The organism is Providencia sp. SP181, from assembly GCF_050446505.1.
Classification (GTDB): domain Bacteria; phylum Pseudomonadota; class Gammaproteobacteria; order Enterobacterales; family Enterobacteriaceae; genus Providencia; species Providencia vermicola.
In genome coordinates this window covers 249,699-273,599 of sequence record NZ_JBBPXM010000003.1, presented here as the reverse complement: position 1 = coordinate 273,599, position 23,901 = coordinate 249,699, and the positions used below count along the sequence as shown (strand labels likewise).

Genomic DNA, 23,901 nt, shown 5'->3' with positions numbered 1-23,901 from the left:
TTCAGAGCATAAAACTCAGTGCGTTACGAAGGGCTAGCTACTTATCAACAATAATATTTTGGTTTACAACGTTTTGTTCGCTGTTACCTACCATTTGGGCAAATTTATCCAGTGGATCGGTACGAAACGCATATAAGCGTTTTAAGGCAAATGGGTTATCCCCCAGCTTCACTTTTCCTTGTATCGTCGTCACCGCGAGATGTAACCCAGCCTCTTTCGCCGCTTCCATCGCCGATGCGTTATAGCCACCAAACGGGTAAGCTAAATAACGTTGATCTGGCTCGAAGTGGCTCAAAATCTTCATCGATCGTTTAAAATCCAACATAATCGTATGTTCTTTTCGGCTAAATAAAATGGGAGAGTTGTGATTATCCAAACGGTGCAAAAAATGTGTGTGGGACTGAATGTTAAATACATCTTGGCTATCTTTAATTTCTTGTTTACTCATAAATTGTAATGAGTCAGCCGACCACTTTTGCGGCTGTGTTTTAATCCGTGAAGAAATCACAAATAACGTCGCTTGCTGCTGGTTATGCCTTAAAATAGGCAGCGCATAGCGGTAAACCGACTTCAAACCATCATCAAAGGTGAGTACCACGGCTTTGCCTGGCAGATTGGCCGTTTGATTTAAATAATCTTCCACATCTTCTAGGGACAACGTTTGGTAACCTGCATTTTTCAGGTAATTCATTTGCTCACTGAATGCCTTAGCCGATGTCGTCGTCGAGGTGTGGCGAAAGTGTTTATTTTCGCTATCTTGCAAAATATGGTGATACGTTAAGATAGGAATACCTTTATCCAATGCGACATCCTGTAAACGCACATACCCTAAACGATCTCCAAGGCGAATAGTTAACCATGCCGTCTTCTCACCCGCTTTATCGGTTTTAATCATGCGAGCCAAAATAGGGTAGCGCAAATTATCCCACAAAGAAGCTATTTGTGGGCTATTGCTGTCGGTTGTTCGGTAAACTGGGGTTTTTTGATGCGTGACCAAATAATCATAAATCAGGTTTTGCAAATCATTGAGTCGGTCTGCATCTGGTGCATAACGCGGCTTTTTATTCGCAAAAGAGCTAGTTTTAACAAAGGCATAATCATTGCCGAATTGCAGCGCACAATAGTCCCCTGCAGGGGAATAAGCGTAAAAACCATGGTCTGCATTTAACTCAGCGACTGCTCTCATTTCACCTGCTATGAGCGAAAAAATAATTTCATTTTCTTTCGTTTGTACTAATTTAGGCGGAATATCTGCAAGCTTCCAATCGTCGGTATTGCTTATCTCAACCGCTAACGATTGAGAAATTGAATTTACAAATAACACGCAAAACAGCAAAAAAAATCGTTTACACATTTGTTATCCATCATCCGCTGAATTTTACCGTAATTATTCTAAACCTACTCAATAAGTAACCCTATACTTTGATAAAAATTTTTATTTTTAATTAAAAACAATAAATTAGTGACATTGTTATTCACTTTTCAAACTTTCCTTTTCAAAATTCAGTGTTCCAAATAAAGTTGTTATACCAATTTTAAGTTTTTTTATGAGTTATCATACAAAATAAAGAGATCTAGCTCATATTTATCATTTAAAAACGCGGCATTGGCACAATCTGTAAATCATTTGACAGTTAATTCCAATTCTCACTGCTAGATTGACTTTCAAGTACTTTTCAACACTTGGGAATAGCAATGAAAATAAAAGAAATTAGCACCTTTATCATGCACGTTCCGGTCACTAATGACCTGATTGGCGATTCAACCCACAGCATTACCCACTGGGGGATGCCTGGTGTGATGATTAAAACAGAGTGCGGTTTAGTGGGCTATGGCCACACTGGCACACATGCAGATATTACAACAGACCGTTTAATTACCACCATTATTGAAGATGTTTTTGGCCCAATGTTACTGGGTGAAGACCCGAACGAAGTGCGTTATTTGCACCGTAAACTTACTCGTAGCTCAACCAATATTTGGGTGGGACGTGGTGGTTTAATGCAAATGGCTATCTCCGCCATTGATATCGCACTGTGGGATTTAAAAGCCAAAGCCGCGCAGCAACCTCTGTGGCAATTATTTGGTGGTTCTAAACATAATAAAGTCAATGCATACAATACCGACTGCGGCTGGTTAGTTCGCAGCCAAGACGACCTTGTCGATGACTGTAAAAAAATGATCTTCGAAGAAGGCTTTAAAGCGATAAAAATGAAGATTGGTAAACCTGATCCACGCGAAGATTTACAACGTATCGAAGCTGTTCGCAACGCAATCGGCGACGATATTGACTTAATGGTTGATGCAAATGGTAAATGGGATATCAGCATCGCCAAACAATATGGCCACCGTTTAAATGATTTCAATATCAAATGGTTTGAAGAACCACTGTGGCACGATGATGTGGCGAGCCATAAGCAATTAGCCGCTTATATGGATACGCCAATCGCTTTAGGTGAATTACTATATCACAATGATTCATTTAAAGAATTTGTACTCGCTGGCGCTGTTGACTACTTACAACCCGATGCAACTCGTTGTGGTGGTTTAACCGCAGTATGGGAAATTGCCGACCTAGGTATGGCATTTAACCTGCCAGTCACTCCGCACCATGGCGATATGATGCAAGCACAGTTGCATCTCGTGATGGCGCACCCTGCCTGTTCATTATTGGAATTTATTCCATGGACACTGGACTGCTTTGTTGATCCCGTGGAAGTGGTTGATGGTGTGTACAGCACCCCAACCGCACCAGGCGCAGGAACAACGTTAAAACCAGAAGCATTAGCAAAATTTAACGTGAAATAATAAAAATCCCTTTCCTGATATTTTAATTATTCACAGCAAAGGAAAGGGAAATATATAACAAGAATTATTCATTTAAATTACCTATTTAATAGCTCTATACTCTACTCTGCTGATTTCTCAGTGGTGGGCTAAACACGTAATAAAAATGAATAGATAACATCATTACCTTATAAAAAATACTGGGGTGAACCATGTCCACCAATATTGACCACTTATCATCAGCGACCAGCAAAGCGATACGAAAAATAATACCAATGGTGGTATTAATGTTCATATTAGCTTACCTAGATCGCTCAAATATTGGCTTTGCTAAACAAGAGTTTCAGCTAACAACAGGGTTAAGCGACGCCGCTTATGCATTCGGCGCAGGGATTTTCTTTATCGGTTACGCATTGTTTGAAGTACCGAGTAATATCTTGTTATACCGCATTGGGGCGCGAGTTTGGTTATCACGCATCATGGTCACGTGGGGGTTAATCTCTGCAGCAATGATGTTTGCCCATGATGAAACCACGTTTATTGTTTTGCGTTTTTTACTCGGTGTGAGTGAAGCAGGCTTCTTCCCTGGGGTTATTTTATATTTAACCTTCTGGTTCCCACAAAATATCCGTGCACGAGTCACTGGCTACTTCCTGTTTGGTGCGCCATTAGCATTTATTATTGGTGGCCCATTATCAGGCTCATTGCTTGCTTTGGAGGGCTCATCCTTTGCTTTCGGATTATACGGCTGGCAATTGATGTTTGTTGTGGAAGGTTTATTAGCTTCTCTTGTCGGGATCTGGGTATTCTTCTACCTTGATGACCGCCCAGAAAAAGCAAAATGGCTGACAGATGATGAAAAAAATGCCCTTGCTTCAAAACTTGCACTAGAAGAAGACGCGAAAAAAGGCCACAGCCCGAAAGGTGCGCTGAGTGCCCTGCTAGACATGCGCGTTCTGTACCTGTGCTTGATTTGGTTCACTGTTCAGGTCTGTGGATACGGCATTTACTTCTTCTTACCAACACAAATCGCAACCTTGCTAGGTAGCAAAGTGGGTGTGTTGGTCGGCTTTGTGACAGCAATTCCACCATTATGTGCCGCTATCGCAGTGTATTATGTACCCCGTATTTCTGAGCGTTTAAAAGAACGCCGTAAAGTGGCTGCAATTACCTTTATGTTAGGCGCTGCGGGGATTGCTGTATCTGGCTTGTTCGATAGCATCCCGGTGATTGCCATCATTGCATTGTGTGTAGCTGCTGCGGGTCACTTAGCGATGCAACCGTTGTACTGGAGCTTCCCATCGGCTTATTTAGGCGGAACGGCAGCGGCATCGGGTATCGCTTTAATTAACTCGGTAGGTAACTTAGGCGGTTTTGTGGCACCAAACTTAAGGGTCTGGGCAGAAACCACCTTTGAATCCGCACGAGCTGGCTTATATTTCATTGCCTTAGTCGCCTTTATCGGGGGCCTATTAATCCTCACATTAAAAAAACTCGGCATCGAAAAGAAATTTGAAGATTAATTTCGATTGATGTGAGCTCCCCCGAGTCATCTTTGGTGGCTCGGGATTTTCTATTTTTAGATCAAACCCATTGAATTACCTGTTGCTGTTGTTCATGATTGAACATAACCCCACCCAATGCCATGATAAAGTTCGCGATTCATGCAGGGAGCATTCAAATGAACATTGTTGTACAAAACAGTCAGTTAGTTATGACGCATGATGATGTACTAGACGTTTTACAAACCAATAGCTGGTTCAGTAACTTACCAAACTATTTGATTAGTGCGCTAATGGAGTGCGCTACACTGCGTTTTTATAATGATAGTGAGATGGTTCATTACCAAGGCGACCCCGCTCGTGGGTTGTATGCGGTCATCCAAGGTTCAGTAAAAGTCAGTTCGATCTCCACCGATGGACGTGAATGTGTGTTTCGCTACCTGTCCCCAGGCAACTGGTTTGGTGAAATTGCGATGTTAGATAAATCGGCGCGTACCCACGATGCAAAAGCCATTAGCCCAACAATCTTGCTGACCATTTCCCCAAAAGATCTTTCTCTGATCTTGGAAAAACACCCTGTTTTCTATCAGTTTTTGAATATTCTGCTCTGTAAAGTAATCCGCAATGCGTTCACCATTATCAATGACAGCGCCCTACTTTCTGTTTCGGCGAGACTTGCAAAGCGCCTCCTGAGTTTAGCGGAAGGATATGGAGAACCCCATGAAAAAGGCACTCAGTTGAGTCTATACCTTACTCAAGATGACCTTGCGACCATTATTAATACCACTCGCCAAACTATCAATAAGCGCTTGGTAGCATGGGAAAAATTAGGCTGGATTGATGCAAAATACGGGAAAATTGTCTTAGTCAACCTTCCCGCATTAAAGCAAATTTCAGAGGATGATGAAGACTAGCTAGTCGCTTTGGTCAACGGGTGGGCTATCCGCAAAGAAATAGCGATCCATGGTAAATTCAAAGTCATCACTAGTGGCGTTGAATAGCATCTTTTTGGTATTTTCCAAATGCTGCCACATGGCTTGCCTTGCGCCTTTTGGATCTCGACGGGCTAACGCTTGTAAGATTTGGTCGTGCTCATCACACCAACTTTCAATAGAGCGGTTATCGATGTGCTCATGTAGTTTTAACCAATACGGGTTAAGTAACCGCTGGCTCCACATTTGTTCGACAATCACCACCATCGCGCTGTTATGAGTCGAAGCCGCAATTTGCATATGAAATGCCAGATCCCACGCTGAGTCACGAAAACGGTCCTCTTTACGCGCATTCTTTTGAATTTCAAGCAGTTTTAAAATATCTTCTTTGGTGGCTTGAGTCGCTGCAAACTCCGCAATATGGCTTTCGATCAACTGCCTTGCTTGCAATAATTCAAACGGCCCACAGCGGCTAAACTCCAAGCCGCCCTCAGTATTGACAGAGTTATTAGACCGATTGCTGATAACATGTATACCAGAGCCTTTCCTAACATCCACATATCCTTCCACCTCTAACATGATAATAGCTTCGCGGATCACTGTGCGACTGACATTCATTTCGTCTGCCAATAGCCTTTCTGCGGGTAGTTTAGTGCCAACAGGGTACTCATCATTTTCAATACGTTCTTTAACCAGTGCAGCCACTTGCTGGTACAGGCGCGGTTCGCTCTCAGCTGAGCTCATGATTTTCTCCTTTTGCAGTATGGCCTAACTCGGCAATGCTTTTATGGCTTTAGTATAACGAAATAACTCAATGATGGGGAAGCAAGAATATGGCCAAGAAATAATTTCACCACAAAATTGGTATAACACCTTTTAAAGTTATAAACCAGATCGTATAATGCATGAAAATTAGGCAGCAAAATTGAAGATAGTCACCCTACTGATCTTTTCAGTCCGATGTACCGCTCAGGGAGCAAAACATGCAAAAAGAAATAATTAAAATACACACTAATGACAATGTCGCCGTCACACTAATCGATAGGTTCGCTGGGGATACATTCACGATTGAAGATCAATCGATTACATTGAAAGAAGATGTGAGCCGCGGCCATAAAATTGCCTTAACCGCCATTAAAACAGGCAAAAATGTCATGAAATATGGGGCGCCAATAGGCCACGCCACCGTAGACATTAGCACTGGGGAGCATGTGCACACCCATAATACCGCGACCAATCTTAGCGCATTAAATGATTATGAATATCACCCTGAGCATAATGCAATTTCTGCAACCGTGGCTGATCCTGATGTCCGACTCTATCGCCGAGCCAATGGCGAAGTAGCGATTCGCAATGAGATCTGGGTGATCCCAACGGTGGGTTGTGTCAATGCCCTCGCCCGCAAAATGATCGAGCGATTCCAAAAACAAAATGGCAACCCTGATGATATTGATGGAGTGTATTTATACAACCATACCTTAGGCTGCTCCCAATTGGGGGATGACCACTTAACCACTCGTACAATTTTGCAAGATATGGTCAAGCACCCTAACGCAGGGGGCGTATTAGTGATTGGACTTGGTTGCGAAAATAACCAAGTTGCAGCCTTTAAAGAGACCCTCGGTGAATTTGATGCAGGCCGCGTTAAGTTTATGGTGTGCCAACAATTAGAAGATGAAATTGAAGCAGGCGTTGAGCATCTTAATGAGTTATATCAACTTGTTAGGCAAGATAAACGTGTTGCAGGCAAACTCAGTGAAGTGAAATTTGGCCTCGAATGTGGCGGCTCCGATGGGCTATCGGGGATCACTGCAAACCCACTATTAGGCTGTTTTTCTGACTTTTTAGTGAGCCATAATGGGACGACTGTATTGACGGAAGTACCTGAAATGTTTGGCGCAGAACAAATTTTAATGAACCACTGCCATGACGAGAAAACCTTCGAAAAAACGGTCGAAATGATCAACGATTTCAAACAGTATTTTATCGCCCATGACCAACCTATTTACGAAAACCCATCACCAGGTAATAAAGCAGGTGGTATTTCAACCCTTGAAGAAAAATCCCTTGGTTGCACGCAAAAAGCGGGAACCAGCCAAGTAATGGACGTCTTAAAATATGGTGAACGCCTGACAACACCTGGTTTCAACTTATTGAGCGCACCAGGTAACGATGCCATTGCAACCAGTGCATTGGGTGCTGCAGGCTGCCATATGGTGTTATTCACCACTGGTCGTGGAACGCCGTATGGCGGTTTCGTACCAACGTTAAAGATTGCGACAAACAATGAGTTAGCGGCGAAAAAACCCCACTGGATTGACTTTAACGCAGGCGCACTGTTAAACGGTAAATCCATGGATCAATTACTGGCTGATTTTATTCAGCTTGTGGTAAAAATCGTCAATGGCGAACAAACCAAAAATGAAATCAACGATTTTCGTGAATTAGCCATTTTCAAAATGGGTGTCACACTTTAATATCAAGTCCATCCCTATTGTTTTGCTGTTGTGAAGCAATAGGGACCCTTTCATTATTTTTCTCCTAAATGTAAATAATCACCCATTGTTATTCACTTGCGCACAATAAAGAAAAGTCATCATTTCGCTATTTTTAAGATATGGTAGGATCACGCTGAGATAACGATTTTCAATTTATTAGCAAGGTGAACGATGATAGATCTAAAACTTAGGGAAGCCAGAGACAGCCTATCAACCAAGGAAAAGCAGGTCGCTGAATACATTATTGCTAATAAAAAAAACATGCAAAGTATTAGCATTCAATCTTTGGCACAAGAAAACAAAGTCAGCACTACCACTATTTTGCGCCTGTGCCATAAGCTTGGTTACCAAGGCTTTAGCGAGCTAAAAATTGATTTAATTTCATCGATAAACAACAAATCATACGGCACGCTGCTACAAGAAGATATTGATATTAATGATTCGATGGAAACGGTGAATTTTAAAGTCAGCCAAATCGAAAAGTCATCGATAGAAGAAACCTGTGCTTTAGTGAATCTTAATGCATTTGCACAGGCTAATGCGCTGATTAGCAAAAGTAAAAAAATAGTTATTTACGGCGCAGGTAGCAGTGGATTAGTTGCAAAAGAGTTTGAATATCAACTCATTAAAATTAAAAAAGACGTGAATTGCCACCTCGACTACAGTATTCAATTTAGCATCGTGAATACATTAGATAAAAATGACTTGGTGATTGTGATTTCCCATTCAGGTGAAAACCACGAGTGCATTAAGTTACTCACATTAGCCCGTGAATTACAGGTGCCAACTATCGCCATAACTAAGATGGGGCAAAGCTCAGTCTCTTCCTTGGCAGAAACCATTTTACATACCACATCAACCGAAAATATCTCGCGGATTATCCCTATTCGCTCAAAAATTTCACAGCTGACTGTCATTAATATGTTGATTACTAACCTGTTTATTAATCAGTATGATGAGCGTATCCAAAAGCAAATTAGCACCCGTGCAGAGCGTTTCTCACGCTTAAATAGCAACAATTAATTTTTATTTCTCTTCTTCATCTTCTCGAGGTGGCACGATATCGCCACTTCGATCTCGCTCACAAAACTGACCCTTTCTTGCTGGCTAATCCTTTTCATTCCTCTTTTTTGTGATATTGTTACTTAAAAATAAATATATAAAAGTAACTTTATTACTAAAATAAAAAGCAAGATATAAAGGGGAAAAAATGAGCTCTCAACTACCCATCATACTGGCAAGCCATGGCCCTTTTGCACAAGGGCTACTGGAGTGTGCAGAAATGTTAATTGGTACTCAGGAAGATATCAGCGTGATATCCATCCAAAGAGAAAGCAATATTAATGAGGTCAAAAAGCAATTATTCGATACCTATCAGCGAATCAACCAAGGCAATGGTGTGCTCATTTTAGTTGACCTGCTCGGTGGTTCACCGTGCAATTTAGCCAGCGAACTGGTGTTAACACAAAATGATGTTGCGCTGTATTGCGGGATCAACGTCCCTACTTTCCTTGAGATTTTAAGTAATCGCGATTTGCCTTTACATGAAATTCATCAAGTTATCAATGACGTGTTCCCAGACAGCTGCATTAATGTAGGTGAACAACTTAAACCTGTAATTCAAGATGAAACCGAACTTTAGGAGTAAACCATGCCAATTAATGTTGCTCGTATAGATGACCGACTGATCCACGGACAAGTGATTACCACGTGGGTAAAAAACTTCGATATTGAACAAGTCATTATCGTGAATGACAAAGTTGCAAATGATAGCGTACAGCAATCTGTTCTCACCATGGCTGCACCACCTGATTTGAAAGTGGTCGTTTTTGGCGTTGACAAATTTATCGAGGTATTAAAAAAAGCTGAAATCAAACGCCGCACCATGCTGCTTTTCACCAACAGCGTCGATGTGAACAAGCTGGTTGAGAATGGCTTAAAACTTGAAAAACTCAATGTGGGCGGAATGCGAATGCAAGAAGGACGCCGCAATTTATCCCGCGCCGTTGCAGTGACACCTGAAGAAGAACAAGCCTTTAAGTCATTAATCAACAATAACGTGGCCGTTGAAATTCAGATGGTGCCAAAAGACCCGATTGTTGAATTGAAAACATTACTCAATTAATTCATTTAATTATGCTTATTTTGAATAATAAGCAAGGAGCCTATTATGTTGGTTGAGGCCATTTTAATCGCAATTTGGGCGGGGATTTGTTCGCTGGATGATGTTGGTCCACAAATGCTCCGACGCCCACTATTAACGGGTACTGTCGCTGGTATTATTATGGGCGATATGGTTCAAGGGTTAGCGATCAGTGCCACATTAGAGTTAATGTGGATGGGTATTGGTAATGTGGGCGCATATTCTGCACCTGATATTATTGCTGGTTCAATTATTGGTGTTGCGCTGGGTATCGCTTCAAATGGTGGGATTGCAGCAGGTATTGCCCTCGCCGTTCCTGTCTCCATTTTATGTCAGCAATTACTGATCATTTGGCGCTCGTTTGCCAGTTTCTTAAACGTCTGGGCCAGTAAATCGATACTCGATGGTAACTATAGCGGTTTAACGAAAGTCCATTATTTTTCAACACCATTGTGGTTTTTCATTCGGGCAGTTCCATGTTTTATCGCCGTCTACTTCGGTAGTGACTTAGTCAACAGTATCTTAAATGCCGTTCCAGAAAGTATCCTAACGGGTATGGGCGTGGCTTCTAAACTGATCCCAGCCGTCGGTATTTGTATCCTGTTATTGATGTTACTCAAAGGCAGAATGTGGTTCTTTTTCCTACTCGGATTCATGCTCACCACCTATTTAAAACTGCCAATCATTCCAATTACTTTTATCGCCCTGGCTTTCGCCGTCCTGTATGACATGGCGTTCGCTAATGGCATGCGCCAAGCACCAGAAGAAAAAACAACTCAAACCTCCCAGAAAAATGAAGAAGAGGAGTACGACCTATGACCGATATCACTACCGATACTGTTTCAGATACGGCTTCTGAACAGAAAAAACTCACGAAAAAAGAGTTAAATGGGATGTTTTGGCGAATTCAGACCATGTCATTTTCCTATAACTATGAAAAGCTGCAAACCATTGGTTTTGCCCATTGCATGGTGCCAGTACTCGATAAGCTGTATGAAAAAGCCGACCAAGAAACACGTATTAAAGCGATGCAACGCCACTTTGAATTCTTTAATACTCAAATAAACGCGGGGGCACTGATCCTCGGTGTGACCGCGGCATTAGAAGAAAAAACCACTGAAGAAGAAAAAGAGGCCGTTGTTTCCGTGAAGGCTGGTCTTATGGGGCCTTTTGCAGGGCTTGGAGACAGTTTATTAAAATTTACGTGGTTACCAATCTGCGGAAGTATCGGTGCGGCCTTTGCACTTCAAGGTAATATTATCGGCCCGATACTGATGTTCCTACTGTTTAACATCGTCAACATCGGTACCAAATATTTCTTTATTCATTACGGGTATAACAAAGGGGTTGATTTAATCGAGCAATCGAAAAAATCAAATATTATTCAACGTATTACCAATATAGCGAACGTCGTCGGGGTGATGGTCCTAGGCTCCTTGATAGCGACTACCGTCAAACTCTCCACCCCGCTAACTATTGCCGTGGGTGAGCAATCCATCAAAGTGCAAGAGATGTTTGACAAAGTTATCCCTAACTTACTTACCCTACTGTTTGCACTCGGTATTTTCTTCCTAGTCCGTCGGTTACAGGGGAAACACACAGTTGCATTGATTGTGGCCATTATGGTTCTCGGCGTGGTGTGTTCTATGTTTGGAATTTTAGGATGATTAAGGAAAATATATGGAAATCGCAGTAAATCGAATTAACGCGTCCACGCTGGAAATTAAATTCAGTGAAATACCCAGCTCACCAGCGGCTTTATATTGGACTGATGAGGCGAATACACAAATTCGCCCTGATAATTTTATTACCGATAAACTGGAAAGTGCACTGACTGTGCACGACCCTTTTAATGCCAAACAACGTATTTATTTTATCTTGCAAACCGAAAGTGGGTGCCAACTGTTTGCTGAACGAACCTTACCCATTGAAGGGTTAAATAACTTTCGTGACTTTGGGGGATATACCACAACGGAAGGGAAGCAGGTCAAATGGGGGATGTTATACCGCTCTAATCACCTGTTTAATTTAAGTGAGCAGGCAAAAAACTATATTTCTCACCTCGGCATTAAAAGTATTATTGATTATCGAACCCAGAATGAAATCAATAAATTTCCCAACTGCCATATTGGTGAAGATAAAACTTATCATTTAGATGCAACAGCACAAACCGCAGAACTTGCCGCGCAGTTTGCGGCCTCGCCAGATAATGAAGACAAAGCGTTGATTGAGAGCGTTATCCACCATATTCCCAAAGAAATGGTTAACGGGGATGGGCTGCAAATATTGGAGCAATATCGCCAATTTGTTGTCAGCGAGAAATCCAAAGTTGCTTTCCACCAAATGGTTAAGGTGTTGCTTGATGAGCATAATAGCCCGAGTATTCAACACTGTAGAGGCGGCAAAGACCGAACAGGTTATGGCGCGTTGTTGATCCTTTCAATGTTAGGCGTGCCCAAAGAAACCATTGTGCAAGACTACATGGTGACCCATTTTAATCGGCTTGCGCGCAATGAAATAAAAATGGCAGGTTATCGAAAGATCACACAAGACCAAAATGTTTTGGATTATTTACTTTCATTAATTGATACCAAAGAGGCGTTTATTATTGAAGTCTTTAATGCAATGGAAGAAATCTCAGGCTCAGTTGAAGCTTATATTAAAAATGAGCTTAAATTTACCGATAACGATATCAAAAAATTAAAATCTATTTATTTAGATTAATTTTTATTTTAAAAAATTAGAGTTGATTAATTTAGCTGATTAAACGCTAGGGAATTTCATTTTCAAAAAATGACAAAATAGCCACACTGAATCGTTCTTTGTGGCTATTTTATTTAAAAAATAACGATAATGATTAAATACTCAAGATCATCATTAACTATTCTATTAAATATGAATTATTGAAAATTTACTTTTGACCATAATACGCATTTTTGCCGTGCTTACGTAAATAATGCTTATCTAACAATTCTTGCTGCATTGCCCCTACCGCAGGCTGTAATTGACGAGTAAATAAATTCATATAGGCAATTTCCTCCAGAACGACCGCATTATGCACGGCGTTATCAGGGTTCGTTCCCCATGCAAACGGGCCGTGGCTATTGACTAGTACCGCAGGAACATCTTTTGCTGTAATGCCTTTTTCTCTAAAGGTTTCAATGATGACGTTGCCCGTTTCCCTTTCATAATCACCGGCAATTTCGCTTTCAGTCATTAAACGCGTGCACGGAATTTCACCATAAAAATAGTCAGCGTGTGTGGTGCCTAACGCGCTTAATGGTTGCCCTGCTTGTGCCCAAATAGTTGCGTGGCGCGAGTGAGTATGCACAATGCCACCAATTTCTGGGAATGCCTTATAAAGCGCCAAATGTGTGTCTGTGTCAGAAGAAGGGCGGTATTTCCCTTCAAGCACTTTCCCCGTTTCTAATGAAACGACGACCATGTCTTCAGCCTGCATGGTTTCATAATCCACGCCAGATGGCTTAATCACCATTAACCCTGCGTCACGATCAACGCCACTCACGTTCCCCCATGTGAACGTCACTAAGTTGTGCTTTGGTAAAGCAAGGTTCGCTTCAAAGACTTGTTGTTTGAGTTTCTCTAACATAATGATCCCCTAGCTATAAAATTTGCTTAAATATCAACAACAAAAATTTATTCTCTGGGTGTGTTTTGTGTGTTGATAACCTGTCTCTACCTATTAAGGTAAACAGATTCTGCTGATTTAAAAAGCAGCCACATTTACAAACTTGCAACAAATCAGGCTTACTCGGTCACACTCGGTCGTAACTGGTCGCATTTAGTCAAATTTCATATGTGGAAAAGTGACTGAGTTAGCCCATTTTTTTTTGTTTCTCATGGATTACACCGAAAGATAACGCAAATAATGAGATTCAAATCACAAATTGAATGTAACAAAACTTCCTACGCTTCAAATACTGAAATAAAGATCACTTTAAAATGCTTTGTTTTTTTCAAAAAGGGATTACTTGAATCTAGTCACGACAAAAAAAAAGTAACGCAGGCAGAATAAATATCGTGGAAAGAATAGGAGCTAAAAATGTTACAAGCCGAACGCCATAAATTAATTTGTTCCCATGTTGCTCAAAATGGTTCGGCGTTAGTGCGTGAATTAGCTCAGTTATGTCTAGTTTCCCAAGAAACTATTCGCCGTGATTTAACGGTACTGGAGCGCGAGAATCGTATCATTCGTAGCTTCGGTGGTGCTGTCGCCATTGACCAAGAAGAAATACCGATGGTCAATGTGATGCCATCTTCAGTCAAACTCAGTCAAATGGTTGATGGTGCAGAGTCTTTTCGCAAAAGAACTGAAGAGCACCCCGATGCGAAAATGAAGATTTCCAAAGCTGCACTGAAATTTATCCAGCCTGGTGATTGTATTATGTTAGATAACAGCAGTACTTGCTGGTTTCTAGCAAGACAGATCCCTGACATTGATATCACTGTGGTCACGAATTCTGTCAAAATTATCCAAGCCTTAGCGTGCCGCGATCGAGTACGTGTTATTGGGATTGGCGGTGAATATTCAGAACGCCATGATGATTTTCATGGCCCGATTGCAGAAAGCATTATCCGTAGCTTCCAAATTAAAACCTTATTTTTATCGTGCCAAGGTTTTAATATTGAAAATGGTATTCGTGATGGTAGCGAAATAAACTCAAAACTGAAAAATATTATGCTGCAGGTTTCTGAGAATACTGTTTTGCTCGCCGATAACAGTAAGCTTGGAAAATATGCGTTTAGCCAAGTTTGTACATTTGATGATATTAATGTGCTAATTACCAATAAGCTTAATGATACTAATTTTCAAACACAATTTCCGAATTTGAATATTATCGAGTGCGATAAGTAATTTATTAAAATATAAAAAGTCCGTAACCGTGATGTAAGTAAAATAATAATTGTTAATTTATTTTCTGTATTAAAAAAGTGCAGGGATATTATGTACCCATAATTCCTAAGCACTTAATTATAGGCATACCTAAATTCGATAATAACATTGACCCTACGTTGATGAGATAGCCGATTTTAGTATCCATCTACACTAAGGAATACAACTATGAACATGAAGAAGCTAGTTTTACCTTGTTTAATGAGCGTTGCACTGTTTTCAAATGTTGCGATGGCTGAATCTCAAAAAGCACAAAAACCCTTTACCATGGGCGTTGTGGTGAAAGTCGGTGGTATTCCTTGGTTTAACGTGATGGAACAAGGGATCACAGAAGAAGGTAAAAAACTCGGTGTGAATGCATTCCAAGTTGGTCCAACAACCGCTGATCCTGCAGAACAAGTTCGTGCAATCGAAGATTTAATCGCAAAAAAAGTGGATGTTATCGGTGTCGTGCCAAATGATGCAAAAGTGCTTGAGCCTGTACTGAAACGTGCACAAGAAGCGGGTATCAAAGTTATCACCCACGAATCACCAAACCAAACGAACGCAGACTGGGACTTCGAATTACTCGACACCCAAAGTATGGGCGCTAACCATATGAGAGATATGGCTGCCTGTATGGGTGAAGAAGGTAAATACGCCATGTTTGTCGGTAGCTTAACCGTTCCTCTGGTAAATGAGTGGGCAGATGCGGCCATCGCTTACCAAAAAGCCAACTACCCGAAAATGCAAATGGTCGATGACCGTTTCGGCGTAGCTGAATCCGTTGATGACTCAATGCGTACCGCTAATGACCTGTTATCCAAACATAAAGACCTAAAAGGCATCATGTCATTCGGTTCACAAGGCCCTATCGGTGCGGGTCGTGCTATCGATAAACGCCGTAAAAATGCTGAAACATGCGTATTCGGTACTTTCACCCCAGGCCAAGGCATCAAATTACTGGAAAAAGGCGCAATTGATGGCGGTTATATTTCCAATCCAAAAGTGGCAGGGCAAGTTTTCGTTCAAGTTGCGACCGCAATGATGAATGGCGAAGCGATCAAAGATGGCGTTTCAATCGGGGATATGGGTGAAATTAAAGTCAGTGGCAACACAATTTTAAGCGATAACCCAGTTAACCTGAATATTGAGAATACCAAAAAACTGGTTGAAGTCGGCCTGTAATTACCCTCTATAAAATGTCATATAAAACAAAAAAATAAGATTTACCCAGATTTTAAATTTTCTGTTTTCAAATCGTTCGAGTTGCCACCAATAGCGTGGCAGCTTGAATGATGAAGAACAAGCCAACACCAATTTATTTGCAGTAGGAATTGTACTTATGACAACCACCTCAAAAGCTGACAAATCCGATCCACTCATTACCTTGCGCGACCTTTCAAAAAGCTTTGGCGGCCACCGCGCGCTACGCAATATCGATTTGACGCTCAACAAAGGTGAAGTGCACTGCTTAGCGGGCACGAATGGGTGTGGGAAGAGCACACTGATCAAAACCATTAGTGGTGTCTATGCCCCTGATGACGGTAGCAAAATTGAGATAGACGGCAAAAGCTACAACCGTCTTACCCCAGACAAAGCCCGTGAATTGGGCGTGCAAGTTATCTACCAAGATTTATCGTTATTTCCGAACTTAACCGTTGCGGAAAATATTGCATTTGAACTGAATCTCAAAGGCTATTTTGGTTGGTTTCGTCAAAAACAACTGCGCGAAAAAGCATTAGAGATCTTAAACGAACTCGCTTTTACCATTAATCCAGACACGCCCGTGCAGTTTTTACCCATCGCCCAGCGCCAGCAAGTCGCAATTTGCCGTGCATTAGTCGCAGACGCACGTCTGGTGATTATGGATGAGCCAACAGCTTCCTTAACCCGTACCGAAGTAAACCAGCTTTTATCTACAGTTAACTATTTAAAAAATAAAGGTATTACGGTCGTATTTGTTAGCCACCGTTTGGAAGAAGTGAAAGAAATTTCAGACCGCATTACGGTTATCCGTGATGGGCAAAAAATTGGCACATGGCCAGCAGAAGGCCTCACTACCCGTAAAATCACTGAACTCATGACGGGCTTAGACATCGTCCATGAGCGTAAGCCACCAAATAATGCCGAAGACCGCCGTTCCGTGTTAGAGCTGAAAAACTTAAGCCGTGCGGGGCAATATAGCGATGTTTCACTGAACTTAAAACGCGGTGAAGTACTGGGTTTATGTGGTTTGTTAGGTTCTGGCCGTACTGAGCTCGCCTTATCGCTGTTTGGGATCACCCATCCCGATAGTGGTGAAATGAAAATTGAAGGCAAGCCAGTTAAGTTAAAAAACAATACCGATGCGATTAAACACGGCATTGGTTATGTCTCTGAAGACCGCCTGACATTAGGTGCGATTTTGCAACAATCCATCGCGGACAATATGGTGATTTCGATTCTGGATCGCCTTAAAACCCCACTGCATTTAATCGATGAAAAACAGTGCCAAGAAATTGTGCAAGAGTGGATCGCCGACTTAGACATCAAAGTCACTGACCCCAATAACGCCCTTTCGACGTTATCGGGCGGTAACCAACAAAAAGTGGTACTGGCGAAATGGATTTTAACACGCCCTAAAGTGTTAATTTTAGATTCACCAACCGTTGGGGTCGATATTGGTGCAAAAGACAGTATTTACAAGCTAATCCACCGCTTATCAGGTGTGGGAATTTCCATTTTATTAATTACCGATGAAGCCTCCGAAGCTTATTACAACTGTGACCGAATTCTACATATGAAACAAGGTTCTATCGTTAAAGAGATTGTGACGGATTCCATCAATGAGCAGCAATTGGAGGAAATCATCAATGGCTAATTGGCAAAAACTTCGTCCCCAATCTGTCGAAGGTTGGTTAACGTGGGTCATCCTAATTATGGTGATTTTCTTTACCACCATGAGCCCGCAATTTCTGACGATCCAAAACTTACTCGACCTCAGTGAAAGCTATGCGGTTACAGGCATCTTTGCATTAGGGTTATTTGTTGTCTTAGTCACCGGCGGGATTGATATTTCCTTCGCTGCCGTGGCTTCTGTGGTGCAGTACGTCATAGCGACATGGCTACTTCAAGGCTTTATTGCCAGCCCAGCATTAAGCATCACGCTGGCGATTATCATCGGGATCACTTTTGGCTTAATCAACGCGATTTTAATCTACTCGCTGAATGTGGTGTCGATCATTATCACCATCAGTATGCAATCACTGCTATTTGGTATGTTGATGTGGCTAACTAACGGGCACAGCATTTATGACCTGCCTGATTGGTGGGTTGATCCTGTGACCATCTTACCTTTCGAGGTAGACGGGGAATATTACCAAATTGGCTTGCCACTCGTTGTTATGTTGGGGATCGCCTGTTTAACCTGGATTTTAATGAACAAAACCCACATTGGTCGCCAACTGTATGCAGTGGGGGGTAGTCAAGAATCAGCATCTCGCATCGGGATTCGGGTATGGGTAATTTACCTGTTTGCATACGGTTATCTTGGTGCAATGGCGGCCATTGGCGGCATGTTGCAGACCTACCGTATGAGCGAAGTCGTGCCAAGTGCTCTCGTGGGAGGTGAGTTAGATGTACTCGCGGCAGCCGTGTTAGGGGGAGCAAGTTTATCTGGTGGGCGCGGAAGCGTTATTGGTACGCTGATGGGGGTATTCCTCATCGGTATCTTGAAAAACGGCCTTAACCTGATTGGTGTCTCAAACTACTTCGTCAATATCGTCATCGGTATGGTTATTCTCATTGCGATTTGTATTACCCACTATAAGAAACGCAAAGAGACGGACGTAGGTTTTGTTTAACAGGAATATCACCATGAAAAAACAAGCTTTTTTTAAAATTGATGGCTCTGTTATCGGACTGCTTTCAATCTTTGTACTGGCTATCGCGGCCTTCAGCATCGCGATGCCAGGGCACTTTTTCACTCAAAATACATTTTTGAGTATTACCTTCCAGCTCCCTGAGTTGGGGTTACTGACATTTGCCATGTTCGTGCCTATGTTAAGCGGCGGCTTGAACCTTGCGATCATCAGTACTGCCAACTTAACTGGGTTGTTTATGGCGTGGGTATTTATCAACTATCTCCCCGTCGATGCAGGTACGGGCACGCAGATTATGTGGCTCGTGATAGCTTTAGTGGGCGCCACAGTGATCGCCGTGATTATCGGTAGCTTAACGGGGTTAATGATTTCCCATATCGGTGCCCACCCTATCCTCGTGACTTTAGGGACAATGACCATCATCAGCGGTATTGGCGTATACCTGACCAAAGGTGCGGCGCTCAGTGGGATGCCACCGATTGTACGCGCTATCGGTTCTGATACCGTCTTTGGTGTACCGATTGCCATGATTATCTTTATTGTCACCGCTGTTTTATTGGCGCTGTTCTTAGGCTGTACCCGCTTGGGTAAAAACATCTACATGAGCGGCAGCAATATTAACGCAACGTGGTTCAGTGGCATTCGAACTGACCGTGTGATGATAGCGATTTACACCATTTCGAGCCTGCTGTGTGTGCTGGCAGGGCTGATTATGATGGCGCGCTTTAACTCGGCGCGTATGGGATACGGTGACTCTTATTTATTACTGACCATCCTTGCTATCGTATTAGGCGGAACCAACCCATTCGGGGGAGTTGGTAAGGTGAGCCGTGTGTTCTGTGCACTCTTGGTTTTGCAGGTGATTGCTACAGGTTTAAGCCTGCTCGGTATCAGCTTGCACTTTAACCTTGCGGTTTGGGGTATCACCTTAATCTTGGCGTTAGCGTTCAAATTCTTTAAAGAAAAATGGAGCGCCAAACGTGCGATGACCCGTAACCAAAAACTTAATAAAGCATCGTCACAAAGTTAAATTTTTCAGGGAGATTATTATGCGCAAGCATCCGATTGGAATTTATGAAAAAGCCTTACCGAAAAACAGCAGCTGGTTAGAAAAGTTAGCCATAGCCAAAGCCGCGGGATTTGATTTTGTTGAAATGTCGGTGGATGAAACTGACGAGCGCCTTGCCCGATTAGACTGGAGCCAAGCAGAGCGCTTAGCACTCGTCAAAGCCATGCAAGACACTGGCGTTCGCATCCCAAGTATGTGTTTATCTGGTCATCGTCGCTTCCCATTTGGTAGCCATGATGAAGCCACGCGCTTGACGGCATATACCTTAATGGAAAAAGCCATCAAACTGGCTCAAGACTTAGGTATCCGCACTATCCAGTTGGCTGGCTACGATGTCTACTATGAAGAGCAAGATGCCCAAACCATTGCAAATTTTGAAAAAGGGATGCAATGGGTCAGTGAAATCGCAGCCGCTTCCCAAGTAATGTGTGCGGTGGAGATCATGGATACACCATTTATGAATTCCATTAGCAAATGGCAAGCATTATCCGACAAAATTCGCTCACCATGGTTCAGCGTTTACCCAGATGTCGGCAACCTGACAGCTTGGGGTAATGATGTAGAGCAAGAATTCACAAAAGGTATTGAACATGTCGCGGCTATTCATTTAAAAGATACTTATGCTGTCACTGACACCTGTAAAGGGCAATTTCGCGATGTGCCATTTGGTGAAGGTTGCGTCGACTTTGTGAGTTTATTCAAGCTGTTAAAACGTCTAAATTACCGTGGTACTTTCTTAATTGAAATGTGGACGGAAAAAGCCGATGAGCCACTAGTCGAAATTATTAAAGCGCGTCAGTGGATGGAAGATAAAATGCAGCAAGCGGGTTGGAACAACGCGTAAAGGAGCCCAAAATGAGCACATTTTTTATGGGTGTTGACCTCGGTGGGACAGTCATTAAAGCGGGGATCTACACGCCTGAAGGCCAAGAAATTACTGTTGCTGAACACCCTTTTCCCACCGAAAGCCCTGAGGCGGGCTTCAGCGAACGGAATATGAACGAACTATGGCAAGCTTCTTGCCATGTTATCCGCGATGCCATCAAAAACAGCCGATTAAATGCATCCCAAATATCTGGCGTCAGTTTTTCCTCACACGGTAAAGGCCTGTACTTATTAGATAAACAGGGTAAACCTGTTCGCAAAGGGATTGTATCCTCGGACTCACGCGCCCAAGCCATTGTCGATAAATGGCATCAAAATGGCACCGCAGACAACGCTTATCCGCTGAGTTTGCAGCAGCTGTGGGCTTCACACCCTGTCGCATTACTGCGTTGGTTAAAAGAAAACGAGCCCGATAACTACCGCGATACGGGCCATATTTTGATGGTACACGACTATATTCGGTACCGCCTAACTGAACAAATCGCGTGTGAAGAAACCAATATTTCAGGTAGCCAGCTGTTTAACCAAATCCAATCGGGTTATGACCCTAAACTTTGCCAACTTTTCGGCATTGATGAGGTGAATGATAAGCTCGCCCCTGTTATCAATTCCGCAGAGCTTGCGGGGACAGTTACTCGCCAAGCGGCTGAAGAATCAGGTCTTATGGAAGGAACGCCTGTATTTGGCGGCTTCTTTGATGTCGTTGGCGCAGCATTAGCATCGGGTGTCAGTCAAAAAGACAAACTCAGCGCAGTTGCAGGAACATGGACAATTTCCACTCGTGTTTTCGACGAAATTGTTCCCTCAGACTACCCGTATGTTTGGAGCAAATACTGTATTCCAGGCACCTATTTTGTCCATGAGGGCAGCCCAACGTCAGCCAGTAATTTGGCATGGTTTACTCGCCATTTCTTCAACCAACGGTTGCAAGATTATGACGTGCTAAACCATTGCGTTGCCGAAGGGGCAACACGGAAAAACGATATTTTGTTCTTTCCTTGGCTGTACGGTTCGAACTACCACAGTAACCTACATGGCGGCTTATTAGGCTTGAGCTCACACCACACCGACGCGGACATTGTTTACGCTATTTACCAAGGCATCGTGTTCTCGCATTTACTGCACCAAGACCGCATTGTTGGCCTTGATAATGCCACTGAATCCATCCGTTTCACGGGTGGGCCAACACAATCACCACTGTGGATGCAGATGTTCTGTGATGCCAGTAATTTGCCGCTAGATGTTGTGAACGTGCAACAATCTGGCTGCCAAGCTGCGGCATTGTGTGCTGCGGTAGGGAGTGGGTATTATTCAGGTTTTGATGAGGCGATTGCCGCGAGTACGCCCAAAATCACCACTTACCAACCTAATGCGCTAGGTCACCAGCAATTACGTGATAAATTCACGCGTTTTAAAGCGGTCGCGGATGCATTAAGTCGTCATTAAATACACGAAAATCATAAAGGCAGCGCTGATATTAAGCCCTGCCTTTATTTTTGTTCAATTAATCCGCAACAACTTTTGTGTTAACCGTTGCAGGGGAAAGCACGGTATCCTGCGGTAAGCTGTCATATTTCACAAACTCATCTCGTGGGAAAACAAACACATCGATATCTTTTTCTGGTGTGATAGTGTCCGCGACAATACTTTTTGCTGGTGATGTCAGGTTCGTTTCAACCCCTAACCAAGACGCAAAGTAATCAAACAAATTCCACTCACTTAACGTTTCATCACGGAATTCACGTTGTGTATCGTCCGAATTCATCACCACTAGCGGAATTTGGTACGCCCCTTTCACCAATTGTCCGTGGCGTAGATACAAGTTGCCCTCTTTAATGAAGCCTTTATATTCTGCCTCCAAAGCCGCAACGTGCTGCTTATTCGCTTTCACTAAACCTTGCCCATGGTCAGCAAAATACAGGATGGAGAATGGGTTTTCACCATTTTTATTGTTTTCTTGCAAAATGTTATACACGTCACCAATAAAATCATCACTGAGTTTTATCCCTGAGACATAACAATTCACCAGACTGCCCCACCCTGTATCAAACTGCTCAGGATTGATGTTGTAGTTCTCTTTGATAAGCCCACATGCGCCTTTTGGCCAGCCATCATGATGTGGCCCCCACATATGCACAAAAATCACTTTTTCTTTGTCTGACGGGTTATTTAATGCAGCTTTAAAGGCGGGCAGCATTTTGAAGTCGTTAGTGAGTTTATTCACACTATCGTCAACCGTAAATTTCTCTTGTACAAACAAGTTTTCAAACCCAGCTTTACTGTCCCTTACGGGTAAAAAATAATTAGCTTTTAAAAAGTAGTTCGTAAAACCGATTTCATCGTCCCCAAAACTACCGTTATTACCAATATAGTAGGTTTCATAGCCCGCTTGGTTGGCAAGGTCAACAATGGAATTATTGTTGTAATATGGCTTTTCGTGGTGCTCAGTGATAGTGCTGAGATCATTTTTGGCTAATGCACGAGTCAGCGTTGGTACAGTATTCGACGCAGCGCTGATAAAGTGGTTAAAAAAACGACCATTTACTGAAGACAGAAACGGCGTGTTTTCCAATGGATAGCCATAGGTGTGCATATAGTTTTTATTGGTACTTTCCCCGATGATGACAACCTTTATCTTGTATTTGTCCGCATTTTTCTTGGTAATTTGAATATCTGTTTTGGTATTCACGCCATAACAAAGGTCGGCGTTGGATTTTGCTGCTTGTATGAGTTCAGGCGTACATGCTTTGGTATACACTCCTGCATTTTCGGTGGTGTTCGCCTGCGCCCATGAAACTGTGGTCAGTAACAGCGTGCTGTAGAATGCGGTGGTATTGATTAATTTCATCTCCAGATCCTTCATTTTTATCGTTTATTTTTTCTATACTGATGGAGCAAACCGATAAAATTTTTTTGCATGGCTTTTCGCATAACTTTTTCCATAGCTTTTTGTCATAACAGCATGCACCAAAATTTCATCACCCAGTCAATATATTGAAATAATATTTCATTGAAAGCGTTAAGTTAAGAAATTGGGATACAAGTACCAATAAAAAATATCTAAAATGGAGGGAAAAATACCTTGTTTGTGTTATCACGACCTTTTTACTCAGCTTTTAATCTCTTTATTAAACAAATAATTACTGAGTTATAGCTGCCTTCCTATTCGGCATTTTTTTCACTTGCATTCATTACATTAAGAGTTGTGATGGAGATCGGTAATTCAGCGTTTACCAAGCCTGGATTAGTGATATAGCTCTTATTTTCCATTTTCCTCGCTAGAAACCAAAATGGAACCGATTCCATAATAAGTTATTCGCAATGGCAA

The 23,901-nt window shown here is 42.3% G+C and carries 21 protein-coding genes; 17 read left to right on the top strand and 4 right to left on the bottom strand.

Translation table 11 applies throughout. From position 1 onward, the window contains the following. Window positions 1–37: 37 nt before the first annotated feature. Window positions 38–1,354, bottom strand: a complete 1,317-nt coding sequence (locus AABS66_RS07000) for a polysaccharide deacetylase family protein (protein ID WP_430224718.1) — start codon at window positions 1,352–1,354, stop codon at window positions 38–40. 341 nt (window positions 1,355–1,695) lie between these two features. Here AABS66_RS07000 and AABS66_RS06995 point away from each other — a divergent pair, with 341 nt between their 5' ends. From AABS66_RS06995 to AABS66_RS06985, 3 genes are all read left to right on the top strand, one after another. Continuing rightward, on the top strand, window positions 1,696–2,808 hold the full coding sequence (locus AABS66_RS06995) for a mandelate racemase/muconate lactonizing enzyme family protein (protein WP_206083414.1): 1,113 nt from the start codon (window positions 1,696–1,698) through the stop codon (window positions 2,806–2,808). A gap of 191 nt (window positions 2,809–2,999) precedes the next feature. Continuing rightward, complete coding sequence (locus AABS66_RS06990) at window positions 3,000–4,310, top strand: MFS transporter (protein WP_206083413.1); 1,311 nt, start codon at window positions 3,000–3,002, stop codon at window positions 4,308–4,310. Between the two features lie 158 nt (window positions 4,311–4,468). After that, window positions 4,469–5,203: a Crp/Fnr family transcriptional regulator gene (locus AABS66_RS06985; protein ID WP_241016810.1), complete on the top strand. Its 735-nt coding sequence runs from the start codon at window positions 4,469–4,471 to the stop codon at window positions 5,201–5,203. On the opposite strand, the gene exuR is transcribed toward AABS66_RS06985, so the two are convergent. Further along, window positions 5,204–5,965: a transcriptional regulator ExuR gene (gene exuR / locus AABS66_RS06980; RefSeq protein WP_206083411.1), complete on the bottom strand. Its 762-nt coding sequence runs from the start codon at window positions 5,963–5,965 to the stop codon at window positions 5,204–5,206. Window positions 5,966–6,204: 239 nt separating this feature from the next. Here exuR and AABS66_RS06975 point away from each other — a divergent pair, with 239 nt between their 5' ends. From AABS66_RS06975 to AABS66_RS06945, 7 genes are all read left to right on the top strand, one after another. After that, window positions 6,205–7,698, top strand: a complete 1,494-nt coding sequence (locus tag AABS66_RS06975) for a UxaA family hydrolase (protein ID WP_349415536.1) — start codon at window positions 6,205–6,207, stop codon at window positions 7,696–7,698. 192 nt (window positions 7,699–7,890) lie between these two features. Next, entirely contained in the window at window positions 7,891–8,742 is an 852-nt protein-coding gene (locus AABS66_RS06970) for a MurR/RpiR family transcriptional regulator (RefSeq protein ID WP_206083409.1), read from the top strand. 187 nt (window positions 8,743–8,929) lie between these two features. Next, a complete protein-coding gene (locus AABS66_RS06965; protein ID WP_206083408.1) occupies window positions 8,930–9,361 on the top strand; it encodes a PTS sugar transporter subunit IIA in 432 nt (143 codons plus the stop codon). A 9-nt stretch (window positions 9,362–9,370) separates the two neighbouring features. Beyond that, window positions 9,371–9,844, top strand: coding sequence for a PTS system mannose/fructose/N-acetylgalactosamine-transporter subunit IIB (locus AABS66_RS06960; RefSeq protein WP_206083407.1), 474 nt, complete (start codon window positions 9,371–9,373; stop codon window positions 9,842–9,844). 45 nt (window positions 9,845–9,889) lie between these two features. Beyond that, window positions 9,890–10,681, top strand: a complete 792-nt coding sequence (locus tag AABS66_RS06955; RefSeq protein WP_206083406.1) for a PTS mannose/fructose/sorbose/N-acetylgalactosamine transporter subunit IIC — start codon at window positions 9,890–9,892, stop codon at window positions 10,679–10,681. After that, the gene (locus tag AABS66_RS06950) at window positions 10,678–11,529 is read left to right on the top strand and encodes a PTS system mannose/fructose/sorbose family transporter subunit IID (protein ID WP_206083405.1); all 852 of its coding nucleotides are present in this window, start codon (window positions 10,678–10,680) and stop codon (window positions 11,527–11,529) included. The genes AABS66_RS06955 and AABS66_RS06950 overlap by 4 nt, the downstream gene beginning before the upstream one ends. Window positions 11,530–11,542: 13 nt before the next feature. Further along, window positions 11,543–12,586, top strand: a complete 1,044-nt coding sequence (locus AABS66_RS06945; protein ID WP_206083404.1) for a tyrosine-protein phosphatase — start codon at window positions 11,543–11,545, stop codon at window positions 12,584–12,586. Window positions 12,587–12,773: 187 nt separating this feature from the next. On the opposite strand, the gene araD is transcribed toward AABS66_RS06945, so the two are convergent. Beyond that, entirely contained in the window at window positions 12,774–13,472 is a 699-nt protein-coding gene (gene araD, locus AABS66_RS06940) for an L-ribulose-5-phosphate 4-epimerase (RefSeq protein ID WP_206083403.1), read from the bottom strand. 453 nt (window positions 13,473–13,925) lie between these two features. Here araD and AABS66_RS06935 point away from each other — a divergent pair, with 453 nt between their 5' ends. The 7 genes from AABS66_RS06935 to AABS66_RS06905 all read left to right on the top strand — a co-directional run bounded on the left by AABS66_RS06935 (window position 13,926) and on the right by AABS66_RS06905 (window position 22,019). Then, the gene (locus tag AABS66_RS06935; RefSeq protein ID WP_206083402.1) at window positions 13,926–14,738 is read left to right on the top strand and encodes a DeoR/GlpR family DNA-binding transcription regulator; all 813 of its coding nucleotides are present in this window, start codon (window positions 13,926–13,928) and stop codon (window positions 14,736–14,738) included. 213 nt (window positions 14,739–14,951) lie between these two features. Continuing rightward, window positions 14,952–15,944 (top strand): substrate-binding domain-containing protein, encoded by a 993-nt coding sequence (locus tag AABS66_RS06930; RefSeq protein ID WP_206083796.1) that lies wholly within the window; start codon window positions 14,952–14,954, stop codon window positions 15,942–15,944. A gap of 157 nt (window positions 15,945–16,101) precedes the next feature. Further along, window positions 16,102–17,619, top strand: coding sequence for a sugar ABC transporter ATP-binding protein (locus AABS66_RS06925; protein WP_206083401.1), 1,518 nt, complete (start codon window positions 16,102–16,104; stop codon window positions 17,617–17,619). Beyond that, window positions 17,612–18,601: an ABC transporter permease gene (locus tag AABS66_RS06920; protein ID WP_206083400.1), complete on the top strand. Its 990-nt coding sequence runs from the start codon at window positions 17,612–17,614 to the stop codon at window positions 18,599–18,601. The genes AABS66_RS06925 and AABS66_RS06920 overlap by 8 nt, the downstream gene beginning before the upstream one ends. Window positions 18,602–18,614: 13 nt before the next feature. Continuing rightward, the gene (locus AABS66_RS06915; RefSeq protein ID WP_206083399.1) at window positions 18,615–19,649 is read left to right on the top strand and encodes an ABC transporter permease; all 1,035 of its coding nucleotides are present in this window, start codon (window positions 18,615–18,617) and stop codon (window positions 19,647–19,649) included. A gap of 19 nt (window positions 19,650–19,668) precedes the next feature. Then, window positions 19,669–20,532 (top strand): L-ribulose-5-phosphate 3-epimerase, encoded by an 864-nt coding sequence (locus tag AABS66_RS06910; RefSeq protein WP_206083398.1) that lies wholly within the window; start codon window positions 19,669–19,671, stop codon window positions 20,530–20,532. An 11-nt stretch (window positions 20,533–20,543) separates the two neighbouring features. Next, complete coding sequence (locus AABS66_RS06905) at window positions 20,544–22,019, top strand: FGGY-family carbohydrate kinase (protein WP_272539340.1); 1,476 nt, start codon at window positions 20,544–20,546, stop codon at window positions 22,017–22,019. 58 nt (window positions 22,020–22,077) lie between these two features. Here AABS66_RS06905 and AABS66_RS06900 read toward each other — a convergent pair whose 3' ends face one another. Then, on the bottom strand, window positions 22,078–23,421 hold the full coding sequence (locus AABS66_RS06900) for a phosphoethanolamine transferase (protein WP_272539341.1): 1,344 nt from the start codon (window positions 23,419–23,421) through the stop codon (window positions 22,078–22,080). Between the last annotated feature and the right edge of the window lie 480 nt (window positions 23,422–23,901).